We start from the raw sequence: 14496 nt of genomic DNA, 5'->3' as shown, positions 1-14496 counted from the left end.
GCTGGTCGAGCACGAGGCCTACGCCAACGGCCTGCAGAAGAACGTGTTCGACGTCGTCCGCTGACAAGGCTCCCGCACTCGCCCGGCCGCCGCGTACGCCAGCCTTCCGGCTGCCCGGAGCGCTCCTGCAGCCGCCGCTCCACCCCACGGGCGCGCGCCGGCGGCTCCACGGGGGCCCCGGCCGCACCCGTAACCGATTCACGGAGGAACCGCTCCCACTCTTCTTCGGACACGGACGACCCGTCCTGCCCCCCAGCCCCGCTCACATCGCGCTCCCGTTCTCGCTCGATTGCTCGATGCCCGATGGCTCGATCGCTCGACCGTCTGATCAGTTGACTGTGCACCGGTCCATCGACTCGGCGCTTGCCGTGTCGTGGTTGTCGAGGATGGTCAGGACGAATTCGGCAGAGGCGGTGGAGAGGCGGAAGCTGGAGTTGGCCGCGCCGCCCGACAGCGGGGCGAGCCGCGGATCGTCGAGGCCGTAGCTGTCGGCCACGGCCCGCAGGTCGATCTGTTCCAGCGTGGTGTACTTCGCCACCGGCTCATTCTCCTCTGATCGCGGCAGCCTCCCGGCGCCGAACTTCGACGATCGCGACACAGCGTGCCTGTACGGAGGCCTGTCCGTCCAGCCACCGCGCTCGGGGTAGTTCGGCCGGCGGCTCCTCGTCGGCCATCAGGTACGAGAGTCCTGCCAGGTACGCGAACTCCTCCCCGCGTACGCACGCGCGCAGCCGCCCTCGAAGTAGCTGCGCAGGTCAGGGATCGGCCCGGACACCCCAGCGGAAGGTGCGGCTCGATCAACTCCCATTCACCATCGCTCAGATCACCACGCGTCATACAGCCGTGCTACCAACCGAAGCACCCGACCGAAGGGCGAACGCTCTGATTGTGATCCGGACTCAGAACAGGTCCTAGCTAGCTAGCCGTCGCAGGTCAGGTCCTTCGCGGGCAGCCGGCCCGTGGTCAGGTACCGCGTGACGCTGGCATCCGCACAGGACGGGCCGGCCACCACCACGCCGTGGCCCTCACCGCCGGCCACCGTGACCATCCGCGCACCGTGCAGCGCCCGACGCATGCCCTGCGCCATGGCCAGCGTCGCCTGCGGGTCCCACTGGTTCTGCACGATCAGCGCGTTGACGTCGTTGCTCACCACGGTGGCCGGCTCGCTTGCCGCCGACTTCCAGAACGCGCACGGCTGAATGTTGGCCCCCAGGTCGCCGGCCAGCGGGTACGTGGCTCGGTCTCGGATCACGTCCCGGCGGTACTGCTCGGGGTTGCGCGGCCAGCTGCGGGTGTCGCCGCAGAAGACGCCCCATACGACGGCGGACGCGTTGTCCGCCGGAACGTCCGCAGCGAACGCCCCCGCATCGGCGGACCGGACCGGGGCGGAGCCGGGGGCCGCCGATCCGGCCGACACTGCCGACGCGGTCAGCGTGGCCGGCGCGGGCGGTCCGACCGCGGCCACAGCCTTCAACCCGACGATCCACGGGGTGACGGCCTCGACGTGGACGAACGCGCCATACGCGGAACGGATGGCGCCGCCGCTGAGCGCCCCGCCCTGCGTCGGGATGGGCGTGCGGTCGGCGTGGGCGATGAGCTCCCAGTACGTCTTCCGGACCTCCGCCGGAGTCGGGCCCAGCCCGTACGTGGCGTTGCGTGCGGCGGCCCACTCGGTCCACCGGGTGAAGGCGAGTTCGGCCCCCGCCGACCATCCCCGGAACAGCCCTCGCCACGCGAGCGTCGGATCGAGCGCGCTGTCGAGCACGAACCGGTCCGAGCGCTGGGGGAACATCTGCGTGTAGACGGCGCCCAGGTAGGTACCGTACGAGTACCCGAAGTAGGAGATCTTCTTCTCTCCCAGTGCCGCCCGGACGACGTCCATGTCCCGTGCCGTGTTGCGGGTGGTGATGTGCGGCATCACGTCCCCCGCCTTGGCCCAGCACTTGTCGGCCACCGTCCGGGCCCGGGCCACGTCCTTCGCGAACGTCCCTGCGGTGTAGGGGTGCTGGAAGGTCTGTTCGTCGTCCGTCAGGCCGCAGCCGATCGGCGCACTCTGCCCGACCCCGCGCGGGTCGAAGCCGATCAGGTCGAACCGCTCTCGTACCTCCGCCGGCAGCAGCGACTCCATCTCCGCGGGCATGGTCAGCCCCGGAACGCCCGGTCCCCCGGGATTCATCAGCAGCACGCCGTGCCGCTCCTTCGCGCTGCCCGCCTTGATCCGCGATATCGCGAGGTCGATCTTCCGGCCCCCGGGGGCGCTGTAGTCCAGCGGCACCTTGACCTTCGCGCACTCCAGGGCCGCCGGCCGGCCCGTATCGCAGCGTTCCCAACGGAGTTTCTGCTGCGCGTACTGCTGGAGCGGATCCCCCGCCGCGAACGCCGTCACGGGGGTGAGCGCTGCCATCACGGTCGTCACCGCGCCGACCGTCAGCACGGAAATCGTTCGGGCGCCTCGTAGAGCCATGCCAGTCCTCTGTACAGAATCAGTGTTTCGGATTGCCTCCAGTCTCTGTTCGTCCCCACTCGTGCCCGTACGGCGCGGGGACGGGCTCGTGATCCAACTTGCGGAGTAGGACGACGCGCCGCCGTCCTGCTGGAGTCCTGCTCCTCGTCGTTCATCTCTCCGGGTCGGCGGCCGACCGGCCACCTGCCGGCAGTCACGCCGTGGACACCCCGGCCCGCAGCGCGGCGACGGCACGGGCGGCCGCAGCGCCGACGGCGCGGCCGAGCGCCGTGTCGTCGGCGTCCGGGCGGGAGCGGGTGAACACGGTTGCCGCGTTTCGGCCTCCGCCTGGGTGGGCGACGACGCCGACCTCGTTGCGCACCACGCCGACCGGGCTGCCGCTCTTCGCAACCGCCCACACCGGCGGACGGAAGCCAACGACACGGCGGCGTCAATCAGTTGACACCCCACCACCGTCCGCACCCACACGCAGACAGCAGGGGCCCGGTGTAATCGGCCCAGATCGCCTGCAGCAGTTCGGCCGTGTCGCGGGCGGTGGTACGGGTGGAGCGGCGCGGGTCGAGCGCCCGACCGGTGGCCAAGTTCTTGTCGGCGGCGAGCTCCTCGGGAGCGGCGGTGGCGGACCAGGCCGGCGCCTCGGCCCAATCGGCGCGGCCTCCCTATCTTCCGGGCTTGTCGGATCAGCGCGCGGATCCCCCGGCCCCTAGGGGTTAGGGGAGGGATACCCGGCGTCGCGCGTCCAGCAAGATCCGGAAGAGAGGACCTGGACTAGGCGACTGTGGCCGTGACTGGCCAAGCCCCACGGCCCAACAGATCGAGGACGAGTGCGGCGATGTTCCACGCGTCGTCCTCGCCGCGGTGATGGCGTCCCTCAAGCGGCAGTCCGGCGATCTGCAGGGCGTGGTCCATGCCGGGTTTCTTGCGCAGCCCGTAGGCCGCGGCGAATACGGCCTTGGCGTTGGTGTGGCTGCGCTCCGTTGGATAGCCGAACGGGTACGCCACCCCGTCGGCCCGGCTCTGCCGAGCGAATTGCCGACGGTCGTACTCGCCCCAGCTCGCCCAGGGACGCTCCCCGGCCTCGTACTCCTCGACGAGGATCCGGCATGCCTCGGCGAAGGTGACGCCCCGTTCCACCTCGGCTTGCGTCAGTCCGGTCAGTTCGGTGCAGAAGTCGCTCACCGCCGACCGGGCAGGGCGGACCAGGGCACGGTACCGGGACACGCGGCGCCGTGCTGACACGTCCACGACGGTGAGACCAATTTCGATGATCTCGTTCACAGAGCCGGGCGGCGGCTGTCCGTCCCAGCAGGTGGCTTCCACATCGATGACGTTCAGCAGGGCGGATTCGTGGCGCATGGGGCCGAGGATAGGGACGCACGCCCGGTTCCGGCACCCCAATTTCCGCATACCCACACCCACCGCCAACAGCAACTTCTTCGAGCCTGACCTCACACCTTGATCTGAACCAGGAACACCCCCTAAAAAAACTAGGGGAGGGGCGACCAGTAGAGACAGTGCCGCACCCTCTAGACATCCGATCTGTCGTCCGGTGAAATGGCCTCGCCCTCGGCATACGTCGATGCATCCCCCCCACCCCTCCATTAAAGAACCGATCAATGGGCCAGGAGGTCTCTCGTGACCAATGAACCCCATCCGCAGAGACGAAGCATCCTCAAGTTCGGCGGTGCCCTCGCCCTCACGCCGCTGATCACTCAGCTGACCGGGGGAATCCCTGTGGGACAGGCCGTTGCCGCGGGGGCCGCCGCGGCGGCGTCCGTCCAGTGGCCGACCCTGTCGCGCAAGGCGCTGAAGTATTCGGTCCCCGCCATGGACTGGCAGTCGCAGGCCCTGCCGATCGGCAACGGCCGGCTGGGCGCCATGCTCTTCGCCAACCCCAGCGAGGAGCGTATCCAGTTCAACGAGCAGAGTCTCTGGGGTGGTGTCAACAACTACGACAACGCACTCGCGGGCCAGCCGGACGGCGCTTTCGACACCAGCATGACCGGCTTCGGCTCGTACCGGAACTTCGGTAATGTCGTCGTCACCTTCGGTCGCCGTACGAAGGTCACGGCCCCGGGGGGACCGTACCGGACCTCCTCGACGGAGGGCGTCGACAAGACGTACGACGGTAACTCGAGCACCAAGTGGTGCATCGAGGCGCCCGGCTCGAAGGTGCAGTGGCAGGTCGAGCTTCCCGAACCCGTCGAGGTCGCGTCCTACCGTCTGACGAGTGCCAACGACGTGCCGCAGCGCGACCCGCAGGAGTGGACGTTCTCCGGTTCCGCCGACGGCGCCACCTGGACCAGGCTGGACAGCCGCACTCTGGCGACGCCCTTCGAGAGCCGTTTCCAGACGAAGGAATTCACCTGTGCCGACACCGCGGCCTACCGCTTCTACCGGTTCGACTTCGTTCCCGAAGCAGGAGTCAGTCACTTCCAGGTGAGCGAGATCGGTCTGTCCGGCGTCGACCTCGGCGGCGGCGGCTCGCTGTACTTGTCGTCGCCCAGCGGGCACTCCAAGGGATCCGGTTCCGGGACCGGGTCCCAGGCCACGGACATCTCGAGTTCGGTGGACCGTGATCCGGCCACGGTCTGGCGGGTCGACGCCGTCGCACCGGCGGTCGTCTGGCAGGCCGACCTGTCCACCACGGCCGCCGTCACCTCGTACACGCTGAGGGCGGCCCCGGACCGTCCGCAGGACGACCCCCGGCGATGGGCGCTCGAGGCGTCGCAGGACGGGCAAGCCTGGGTGACCCTCGACACGCAGAACCCCGGCGCGCCCTTCGCCGGCCGCGGCGAGACCCGGACCTTCCGGATCACCAACAGCACGGCCTACCGCACCTACCGGCTCACGTTCACCCCCGGCGAGTCGTCCACCGGCTTCCAGATCGCGGAAATCGTCCTGGAAGGCAAGGGGTTCGACACGCGCATGCAGTCCACGTTCGTCGACTACCAGCGCGCCCTGGACTTCTTCGAGGGTGTCCATGTCACCCGTTTCGGCGAGCCGGGGCGGCGCGTCCTGCGGGAGGCCTTCGCCAGCCGGTCCGCGGACGTCATGGTCTTCCGGTACACGTCGGACAGCGACCAGGGACTCTCCGGAGCGATCTCGCTGACATCCGGACAGGATCAGGCCCCGACGACCGTCGACGCCGACGCCCGGCGGGTGGCCTTCAGCGGTGTCATGGGCAACGGCCTCAAGCACGCGTGCACCGTCCAGGCCGTACACACCGACGGCGACTTCAGCACCGACGGGTCGGTGCTCCGGTTCACCGGCTGCACGACCCTGACCCTGCTCCTCGACGCCCGTACCAACTACAAGCTCGACGCCGCCGCGGGGTGGCGCGGAGCCGATCCGGGACCGGTCGTCGCCGCGGCGCTCGACAAGGCGGCCGCCCTGTCCTACGAGCAGCTGCGCGACAAGCACACCGCCGAGATGCGCGCCCTCATGAACCGCGTCTCCGTCGCCTGGGGCACCTCCGACGACACCGTCGTCGCCCTGCCGACCAACGCCCGGCTGGCGCGTTACGCGGAGGGCGGGGAGGACCCGACCCTCGAGCAGACGATGTTCGACTTCGGCCGATACCTGCTGATCAGTTCCTCGCGCCCGAAGGGTCTGCCCGCCAACCTCCAGGGTCTGTGGAACGACAGCAACACGCCGGCGTGGGCCTCCGATTACCACACCAACATCAATGTCCAGATGAACTACTGGGGAGCCGAGACGACGAACCTGCCGGAGTGCCACGAGGCACTCGTCGGGTTCATCAAGCAGGTGGCGGTGCCCAGCCGCGTGGCGACCCGCAATGCCTTCGGCAAGGACACGCGCGGCTGGACCGCCCGCACCAGCCAGAGCATCTTCGGCGGCAACGCATGGGAGTGGAACACCGTCGCGAGCGCCTGGTACGCGCAGCACCTTTACGAGCACTGGGCGTTCACCCAGGACCTGGTCTACCTCCGCACCGTCGCCTACCCGATGATCAAGGAGATCTGCGAGTTCTGGGAGGACCGTCTCAAGGAGCGCGAGGACGGACTCCTCGTCTCGCCGGACGGCTGGTCCCCCGAGCACGGGCCGCGCGAGGACGGCGTCATGTACGACCAGCAGATCATCTGGGACCTGTTCCAGAACTACCTCGACTGCGAGGCGGCGCTCGAAGCGGATGCCGACTACCGGGCCAAGGTCGTGGCCATGCAGGCGCGCCTCGCGCCGAACAAGATCGGCAAGTGGGGTCAGCTGCAGGAGTGGCAGAAGGACATCGACGACCCCAGCGACATCCACCGCCACACCTCGCACCTCTTCGCGGTCTACCCGGGCCGCCAAATCACCCCGAAGACGGCCGACTTCGCGGCCGCCGCCCTCGTCTCGCTCAAGGCACGGTGCGGCGAGAAGGAAGGCGTCCCGTTCACGGCCGCGACGGTGTCGGGCGACAGCCGCCGCTCGTGGACCTGGCCCTGGCGGGCAGCCCTCTTCGCCCGCCTCGGTGACGGGCACCGCGCCCAGATCATGCTGCGCGGACTACTGACCTACAACACGCTGCCCAACATGTTCTGCAACCACCCGCCCTTCCAGATGGACGGCAACTTCGGCATCTCGGGCGCCGTGGCGGAGATGCTCCTGCAGAGCCACGACGGCGTCATCCACCTGCTGCCCGCCCTGCCGGACGAATGGAAGGCCAAGGGTTCCTTCACCGGGCTCCGCGCCCGCGGCGGCTACGAGGTCCGCTGTGAGTGGCGCGACGGGAAAGTCACGTCCTACAGGATCGTGGCCGACCGGGCGCGGAACCAGGGGAACGTCACCGTGCGGGTGAACGGCGTCGACACGAAGGTGAAGCCGATCAAGCCCTGACGTCGGCCGTCCGCCGGCCGAAGCAGCGCGGCACGGGTCGTCGGCACAGCCGGTCTCTTCACCGGCTGTGCCGACCGGTATCAGAACACGCCATCTCCGAGGCAGTTGTCGGGACTGTAAAACCAACGGCGCCCGGGGGGCGAACTCCTCCCCGCGTACGCACGCGCGCAGCCGCCCCCTCGCTTCCTCCAGCTCGGCGGGGCTGCAGTTCTCGGTTCGTCCGGCGGTGCCGGAGTACTGGCGCTGCACTCCGGCGGAGGTGGTGCCCTTCTTCACGAAGCCGGTGTCATCAACGATCAACACGCCGTTACCCTCGCCGAGTTGCTCAGCAACTGATCGGAAAGAAACGCCCTAGCCCTTCAGTCGTAGATCGTTATGTGCCTTGGGTCTTGGGGCTGTCTGCCGCCGGCGGAAACTCAGGTGGCCTCAGTGCACCATCGGGGTACGGTTGGGCAATGCCCGAGTTGCAACGGCTGCATGCCGACCATGCCTCGGCGGTCCTGGCCTTCGAGCTGGCGAACCGCGCCTACTTCGCTGCCTCGGTCTCCGACCGCGGCGACGAGTTCTACGACCAGTTCACCGACCGGCTCAGCGCCTTGCTGGCTGAGCAAGAGGCCGGCATCAGCGCCTTCTACGTGCTCGTTGCCGAGGATGGCTCGGTTCTGGGCCGGTTCAACCTGTACGACTTCGAGGACGGCATTGCCGAACTCGGCTACCGGGTCGCGCAGCACGTCGCTGGCTGCGGCGTGGCGACCGCGACCGTCCAGGAGCTGTGCCAGCTGGCGGCGGCGCGGCACGGGTTGCGCAGGCTGCGGGCGGCCACCGCCCACGACAATGCTGCGTCCCAGAAGGTGCTGGCCAAGGCCGGGTTCATCCCGGTCGGCCAGGCCGACCCGGCCGACCTCGGCGGTAAGCCAGACACCTGTTATCAGCGCGACCTACACTCCAGCCAGAGATCGTGATCTTGCAGTTGGGTGGGCTGGGAGACGGATACGGCCACCGTTGATCATCGGTGTGTGAAGACTGAAGATCATGTGGTGGCCACAGGTCACAGCGTAGACCCTGCCCGCTGGCAGGAATCATTCGAGGCCCTGATGAATCGCGTCGCAGGCCGGTTCAGGCGGGTCGAACCCCGCCGCCGGATAAGGCGGTTGGTGCTCGGACTGCTCTCGGACCTGCCCCGAAAGAACTGCTGGACCATCGCCGAGCGGGCCGGGGAAGCGACCCCGGACGGCATGCAGCACCTGCTGAACCGCGCCAAGTGGGACGCCGACGCCATCCGCGACGACCTGCGCGACTATGTGGCCGAGCACCTCAACGACGACCATGCGGTGCTCGTCGTCGACGAGACCGGCGACGTGAAGAAGGGCACGCACACCGTCGGCGTCCAACGCCAGTACACCGGCACCGCAGGCAGGATCGAGAACTCCCAAGTCGCCGTCTACCTGGTCTACGCAGGCCAGCGGGGTCACGCCGCGGTAGACCGCGAGCTGTACATCCCGCGCTCCTGGACCGACCAGCCCGACCGCTGCCGCACGGCGGGACTCGACCCCGACACCGCGTTCGCCACCAAGCCCGAACTGGCCGCCCGCATGATCGCCCGGTTCCTGGACGCCGGCCACCACGCCCCCTGGGTGGCCGGCGACGAGGTCTACGGCGGCAACCCCAAACTGCGAACCGCCCTGGAGGAACGCGGCACCGGGTATGTGCTGGCCGTGGCCTGCAACCACGAAGTCACCACACAGGCAGGCAAGTTCCGCGCGGACATCCTGGCCAGGAAGCTGCCCAAGCGGGCCTGGCAGAAGCTGTCCGCCGGGGCCGGAGCCAAGGGGCAACGCTTCTACGACTGGGCCCACATCGACCTGCCCAACCCAGCCCCCGGCCACCGCCACCTGCTGATCCGCCGCAACCGCACCACCGGCGAACTCGCCTACTACCGCTGCTACTCGCCCCAGCCGGTACCGCTGACGACCCTGGTGAGGGTCGCGGGATCAAGGTGGCGGGTCGAGGAGACATTCCAGTCCGGCAAGGGCCTGGCCGGACTGGACGAGCACCAGGTCCGCCGCTACGCGTCCTGGTCGCGCTGGGTCACCCTGGCCATGCTCGCCCACGCCTTCCTGGCCGTCGTCCGCGCCGACGAACACACCCACCAGCCCGCCCCCGACGATCTGATCCCGCTGACCTGCAACGAGATCGCCCACCTGTTCATCGCCCTCGTCGCAGAACGCGCCCACGGCACAGCCCACCGACTGCGCTGGTCCCGCTGGAGACGCCGCCACCAGGCCCGATCCCAAGCCAGCCACTACCGTCGCCAGGCCGCAACCCCTGTTCCGCGGCGCGAGGGCGGTCCTGGAAGGCGGCGGCGAAGGCCAGGCAGGCCTGGGAAAGCGCCGCCTCGCCCCGCTGGTCGAGGCCGAGTGCCTCGTCCCGGGCCCCGGCGTAGGCGGAGCACGCCGGTCCGATGTTGCCCTGCGTCCACCAGAGGTCGCCGCGGGCCCGGTCGGCCCGGCCCTCCGGCCCGAGGGCGTCCACGGCGATACGAACGCGTTCGAACCGGCCGACCCGGCGGGCCAGGTGCACCAGGCCGCGTGCCGCTGTGGGGGCGAGACGGCCTCCGGCATCGGCGACCTGGCGCATCCCGTCCAGCGAGTCGTCGAAGTGCCCCAAGTCGCGCTCGCATTCCGCGAGGAAGTAGCGCGGCAGTTCGCGCAGTGCCTCGGGGAGAATACGGCGAGGAGCACATTCAGCGCCTGCGGCTGATCCGGGCGCTGACAACGCTGGGAGGGCTGTCCTTCGCCGCTGCCCGTGAGGTGCTCGCCGAGATCGACCAGCCGCATGATCCGCGCGGCATGCTCGGCGTCATCCACTACGCCCTGCGCACCCCGGCCGATGCCACCGGATCGACCGGCGCCGAGGAGCTGACGGAGCGCGTCGACAGCCTCGTGGAGGCCATGGAGTGGGACGTATCGGAAGCCTCGCCCCACCGCCGCGCGCTGGCCGCGAGCCTGCGAGAGCTCAGCCGCCTCGGAGTGGACTTCGGCGTGGACGACCTCCTCCCGTACGCCAGGCTGGCCGCCGCCGTGGCGCGGCTGGACCTCGACCAGCTCGACGGCATCGAGGACCGGATGGCGCTCGCCGAACGGGCCGCGATTCTCACCCTGCTCCTCGAACCGGTCCTCGCCCTGCTCCGGCGGCTCGCCCAGGAGGGCGAGTCACGTCGCCGCACAGCGGAGGCCGCCGCACCGGACACCGCGCAGCCCGGAGCCTGAGCCCTCCCGGCGCGGGCCTGCCCATTGCCTCGGCGAGGACGCATTGCCTCGGCCACTCCGAACTCGACCGGAGTACGCGACGACTGGCGGCGTTCGGCGGGGCATTGGCGGCCCTCCAGGTCGGCGTCGGCGCGGGCGGAGGTCTCCCCGGCCGCCCGGCACGGGACTCTTCGCTTCGGTCGTGAGGACCAGGAAGCACTGGTGCCCCGCCCGGGAGGGTAGGGCATGACGTGACCGCCTGCCTGGGAGTCGCGTCCTGTGACCGGAGGTCGGGAAGCTGTTGCTGATCTCGGCGCGGAGAAGGCCCTACGCCCGGAGGTCCTTCCATGACCAACAACCGACAGGGGCGTGTTATCAACCTCCCGGCCGAGTACAGCCAGGCCGGGCCCGGCGGCGTGAGGAGCGGCGGGGGTGGAGGGCCGCCGGGACCGTCAGGGCGCCAGGGGGTGGTGGCGGGGTGGTGGGAGACAGGCGGGAGACCAGGGCCGTCACCGCGGTCTCGGCGATCGTTGCGGGGTGCAGGGTCACGGTGCTCACCGACGGATCGTTCTCGGCGTAGGCCTGGTCCTCGCTGGTGCAGACGAGGAGGAGGTCGTCGGGGATCCGCAGGCCGTGGCGGGCCGCTGCGGCCAGGACCTGGCGGCCGCCGGAGTTGTAGATCGCGTAGACCGCGTCGCAGGCGCGGGCGGCGAAGACGGCGTCGAGGCCGTGGCCGGGGACGTCGTACGGGTCGAAGGTGAGGACCAGTGGAGTCCGGCCGTGTTCGTGGCACCACTGCTCGTACGCGCGGGTCACGGCCCGGGTGTAGTGCTCGTCGCCGTACCCGGCGTGCAGGGCGATCCGCCGGGCGCCCGAGGCGGCCAGGTGGCCGAGGACCTCGCGGGTGGTGGCGGTGTGGTCGTTGTCGACCCAGACGTCCCCGGGCCTCGGATCGACGGGTCGGCCGTCGAAGACGAGCGGGATGCCCCGGGCGCGCAGCGCACGTAGCACCGGGTCGTCCGTGGGGCTGTCGAGGAGCAGCATGCCGTCCACGGTGAGGGTGTGCCAGGACGTCTCGGCCCCGCAGCCGGCGGGGAGGATCGTCAGGGCGTAGCCGTGGGCGTGCGCGGTGGCGGTGGCGACGGCGAGGAGCCGGGCGAAGTACGGGACGTCGAAGAAGTTCCAGGCCAATCCGGCGTAGGTCGTGACGGCCACGCCCAGGGTTTTCCCGGTCCGCGCGGTCCGCTGGGAACCGTAACCGAGCATGGTGGCCACCTCGCGGACCCGGCGGCGCGTGGAGTCGGTGAGCCGGCCTGTTCCGTTGAGAGCGTGCGAGACGGTGGCGGTGGAGACCTCTGCGGCGCGTGCCACATCGGCGAGGGTGGGCCCTGGCATGGCGTCATCCTACGGATTCCGTCATTCCGGGCGGGTTCTGGTTACGGCGTTAATCAACGAGGGTCCGGCCACAGCGTATGCAGCCCAACCCTTGGAGTGGCCATGACTTCTTCTCTCGCCCGGCGGACCATGCTCGCCGCGGGTGCGGCCGGACTGGTGGGTGCGGCGGCCGGCCCCGCGGCCGCCGCGCAGCGGAGTGCCGCGCAGCGGAGTGCCGCGCACCGGAGTGCCGCGGCCATGGTCATCCACAATGCACGGGTGTTCACCGGGCTGCCCGGTGCCCGCCCCGTCGAGGCCGTGGCCGTCGGGCGCGACGGCCGGATTCTCGCCACCGGCCGGGGCCGCGAACTGCACCGCCTCGCCGGACCGGATACCGAGATCGTCGACGCGCACGGGGCGACCGTGATGAGCGGCATCCACGACGGCCATGTGCACCCGCTCGGCGCGGGTGAGCGTTCGCTGCGCCCCTCCCTGGCGGGCGCCGAGACGACCGCCGAGGAACTCCTCGCGATCCTCACCGGTTTCCTCCAGGACACGCCCGGCCAGGAGCCCGACGGCTGGCTGGTGGTCTCGGACTGGAACCCGATCGGGCTACTGCCGCATGGCACCCTCCCCCACCACTCCGTGCTCGACCGTCTCCCCACACGCCGCCCGGTCGCCCTCGCCGGGGGCGACGGCCACAACACCTGGGTCAACGCCCGCGCCCTGGAGATCGCCGGCATCACCGCGGCGACCCCCGATCCTGTGGCCGGAAAGATCGTGAAGGGGCCTGACGGGCAGCCCAGCGGGGTGCTCAAGGACGACGCCCAGGCCCTGGTGACCCGCCACATCCCTGAGCCGAGCGAGGCCGATCTGGTCGCCGCCTGCTCCCGGGTCCTCGCCCAGGCGGCGGCCTCCGGGGTGACCACGATGATGGACGCGGCGGTCGGGCAGAGCGGGCTGGCGACGTATCAGGCTCTGGCGAACGCGGGGTCGTTGCCGCAGCGGATCGTCCCCGCGATCAGGATCGACGCAGACCTGGCGAAGGATCCGAAGGCGGCGCTTGCGTATGCGCGCGGGCTGCAGAGCTCTTTCCGTAACGTACCTGGGCTGCGGTTCGGGACGGTCAAGGTGTTCCTCGACGGGGTGATCGAGTACCCGGCGCAGACGGCGGCGCTCCTGGCGCCCTATCTGGACGGCTCCGGACGCCCGACGGACAACCGCGGTGAGCTGTATGTCTCCGGGCAGGATTACGGGCAGCTGACCGCGGCCTTCAACCGGGCCGGCTGGCAGATGCACGCCCATGGGCTCGGCGACCGCGCGGTGCGCACGGCGCTCGACGGGTATGCCTACGCCCGGCGCACTACCGGGCTGCGCGACGCCCGGAACACCATCGCACACCTCCAGCTGGTGGACCCGGCGGATCTGGGGCGGTTCGCCGCACTGGACGTGGTGGCCTGCATGCAGCTCCAGTGGGCGCTACAGGACACATGGACGATGGAGGCGCTCCTGCCGTACATCGGGCCCGAGCGGCACCGGTGGATGTACCCTGCCCGCTCCCTGGAGCGGCACGGGGCCCGGCTCTCGGGCGGTTCGGACTGGCCGGTGGACCCGCTCCAGGTGTGGAACCAGATCCGTACGGCGATCGACCGCACGGGCGCGGAAGGTGAGGGGCCGCTCTACCGGGAGTTGGAGGGGTTGAGCCGTACGTCGGCGCTGCGGATGCACACGTACGGCACGGCATGGCAGCTGCGCATGGACCAGCTGACGGGAACGGTCCGGCCCGGTCTGGCGGCGGATCTGATCGTTCTCGACCGTGATGTGACGCAATGCCCTGTGGCCGACATCAGCGACACCCGTGTCGAGCTGACACTGATGGGCGGCCGGGTCGTCCACGACGCGCACTCATCGGCGGGCCGGGCCGCGGTCGCGCGACTCGACCGGGCCACCGCCGCGCCCCGCCCGTCGGCGTACGCGGCGGTGCACGGCGGACGACACCAGGCCTGCGGCCACGGCGACGACCGACCGTAGCGGTCCGGCCCCCGTATGGCCGCGTCCAGCTCGGCCTCCCGCCCACCTGGGGTCCAGGCAGGCCAGGCCGATCTCGTTGAACCGGTGGATGACATCGCGGACGGTGTCCTCGTCGGCCTGGACCAGTTGGGCGATGACCGGAACGCGGTTGCCGCCGGCCGAGGCCAGCAGCATCATCGCGCGCCGGAAGCGCACCGAACTGGTGCTGCCCCGGCGCACGATCTGCTGCAGCCGCCGCCCCTCCTGGTCGGTCAATCTGCGCACACGGACGGGCTCGGCCACCGCACCTCCAGCAGTCGGATCGGATGTCACCGCACATCCAACCGCCACGACCACCAACCCGGCGAACCAATGCGGTGACAGCACTAGATGAATGAGTCCAAGGGGTGTCGTTGCGGTCAGTGATCGTAGGCAGTCAGTGACCGTTTGACTGGTTGCCCGGTCTTGTCGTTGTGCCAGATCGCCGCTGTGAGCGCGAGGATCCGGCACAGGACGCGGACCGCGACCCCGGCCGGGCTCTTGCCGCCATGTCGCTCCAGG

General features: G+C 70.0%; 9 protein-coding genes and 5 pseudogenes. 5 read left to right on the top strand and 9 right to left on the bottom strand.

Annotation, left to right across the window (positions count from 1 at the left end; genetic code table 11):
• From ACWD6R_RS37070 to ACWD6R_RS37050, 5 genes and pseudogenes are all read right to left on the bottom strand, one after another.
• A pseudogene (locus ACWD6R_RS37070) lies at positions 1–233 on the bottom strand (hypothetical protein); the annotation flags it as partial.
• A 95-nt stretch (positions 234–328) separates the two neighbouring features.
• Positions 329–538 (bottom strand): hypothetical protein, encoded by a 210-nt coding sequence (locus tag ACWD6R_RS37065; protein WP_451822771.1) that lies wholly within the window; start codon positions 536–538, stop codon positions 329–331.
• A 381-nt stretch (positions 539–919) separates the two neighbouring features.
• Positions 920–2464, bottom strand: coding sequence for an alpha/beta hydrolase (locus ACWD6R_RS37060; RefSeq protein ID WP_451822770.1), 1545 nt, complete (start codon positions 2462–2464; stop codon positions 920–922).
• A 193-nt stretch (positions 2465–2657) separates the two neighbouring features.
• A complete protein-coding gene (locus ACWD6R_RS37055; RefSeq protein ID WP_451822769.1) occupies positions 2658–2864 on the bottom strand; it encodes a hypothetical protein in 207 nt (68 codons plus the stop codon).
• 368 nt (positions 2865–3232) lie between these two features.
• The gene (locus tag ACWD6R_RS37050; protein ID WP_451822768.1) at positions 3233–3820 is read right to left on the bottom strand and encodes an exonuclease domain-containing protein; all 588 of its coding nucleotides are present in this window, start codon (positions 3818–3820) and stop codon (positions 3233–3235) included.
• A gap of 279 nt (positions 3821–4099) precedes the next feature.
• On the opposite strand from ACWD6R_RS37050, the gene ACWD6R_RS37045 reads away from it, so the two are divergent.
• A complete protein-coding gene (locus tag ACWD6R_RS37045) occupies positions 4100–7303 on the top strand; it encodes a glycosyl hydrolase family 95 catalytic domain-containing protein (RefSeq protein WP_451822767.1) in 3204 nt (1067 codons plus the stop codon).
• Positions 7304–7432: 129 nt separating this feature from the next.
• Here the strand turns inward: ACWD6R_RS37045 and ACWD6R_RS37040 are convergent.
• Positions 7433–7630 (bottom strand): annotated as a pseudogene (locus tag ACWD6R_RS37040) (transposase); the annotation flags it as partial.
• Positions 7631–7758: 128 nt separating this feature from the next.
• On the opposite strand from ACWD6R_RS37040, the gene ACWD6R_RS37035 reads away from it, so the two are divergent.
• The 3 genes and pseudogenes from ACWD6R_RS37035 to ACWD6R_RS37025 all read left to right on the top strand — a co-directional run bounded on the left by ACWD6R_RS37035 (position 7759) and on the right by ACWD6R_RS37025 (position 10572).
• Entirely contained in the window at positions 7759–8265 is a 507-nt protein-coding gene (locus ACWD6R_RS37035; RefSeq protein ID WP_451822766.1) for a GNAT family N-acetyltransferase, read from the top strand.
• A gap of 132 nt (positions 8266–8397) precedes the next feature.
• Positions 8398–9441: pseudogene (locus tag ACWD6R_RS37030) on the top strand (IS701 family transposase); the annotation flags it as partial.
• A gap of 279 nt (positions 9442–9720) precedes the next feature.
• A complete protein-coding gene (locus ACWD6R_RS37025) occupies positions 9721–10572 on the top strand; it encodes a MerR family transcriptional regulator (protein ID WP_451822772.1) in 852 nt (283 codons plus the stop codon).
• A 354-nt stretch (positions 10573–10926) separates the two neighbouring features.
• Here ACWD6R_RS37025 and ACWD6R_RS37020 read toward each other — a convergent pair whose 3' ends face one another.
• Positions 10927–11946: a LacI family DNA-binding transcriptional regulator gene (locus tag ACWD6R_RS37020; RefSeq protein ID WP_451822765.1), complete on the bottom strand. Its 1020-nt coding sequence runs from the start codon at positions 11944–11946 to the stop codon at positions 10927–10929.
• Between the two features lie 102 nt (positions 11947–12048).
• Between ACWD6R_RS37020 and ACWD6R_RS37015 the strand changes: the two genes are divergently transcribed.
• Positions 12049–13956: an amidohydrolase gene (locus ACWD6R_RS37015; RefSeq protein WP_451822764.1), complete on the top strand. Its 1908-nt coding sequence runs from the start codon at positions 12049–12051 to the stop codon at positions 13954–13956.
• Between the two features lie 30 nt (positions 13957–13986).
• Here the strand turns inward: ACWD6R_RS37015 and ACWD6R_RS37010 are convergent.
• Both ACWD6R_RS37010 and ACWD6R_RS37005 read right to left on the bottom strand, forming a co-directional pair.
• Positions 13987–14238 (bottom strand): annotated as a pseudogene (locus ACWD6R_RS37010) (helix-turn-helix domain-containing protein); the annotation flags it as partial.
• A gap of 116 nt (positions 14239–14354) precedes the next feature.
• Positions 14355–14496, bottom strand: a pseudogene (locus ACWD6R_RS37005) (IS982 family transposase); the annotation flags it as partial.

The organism is Streptomyces sp. NPDC005151 (assembly GCF_053599875.1).
Note: the sequence above shows the minus strand (reverse complement) of the source record. Positions and strands in the feature narration are given on the sequence as shown.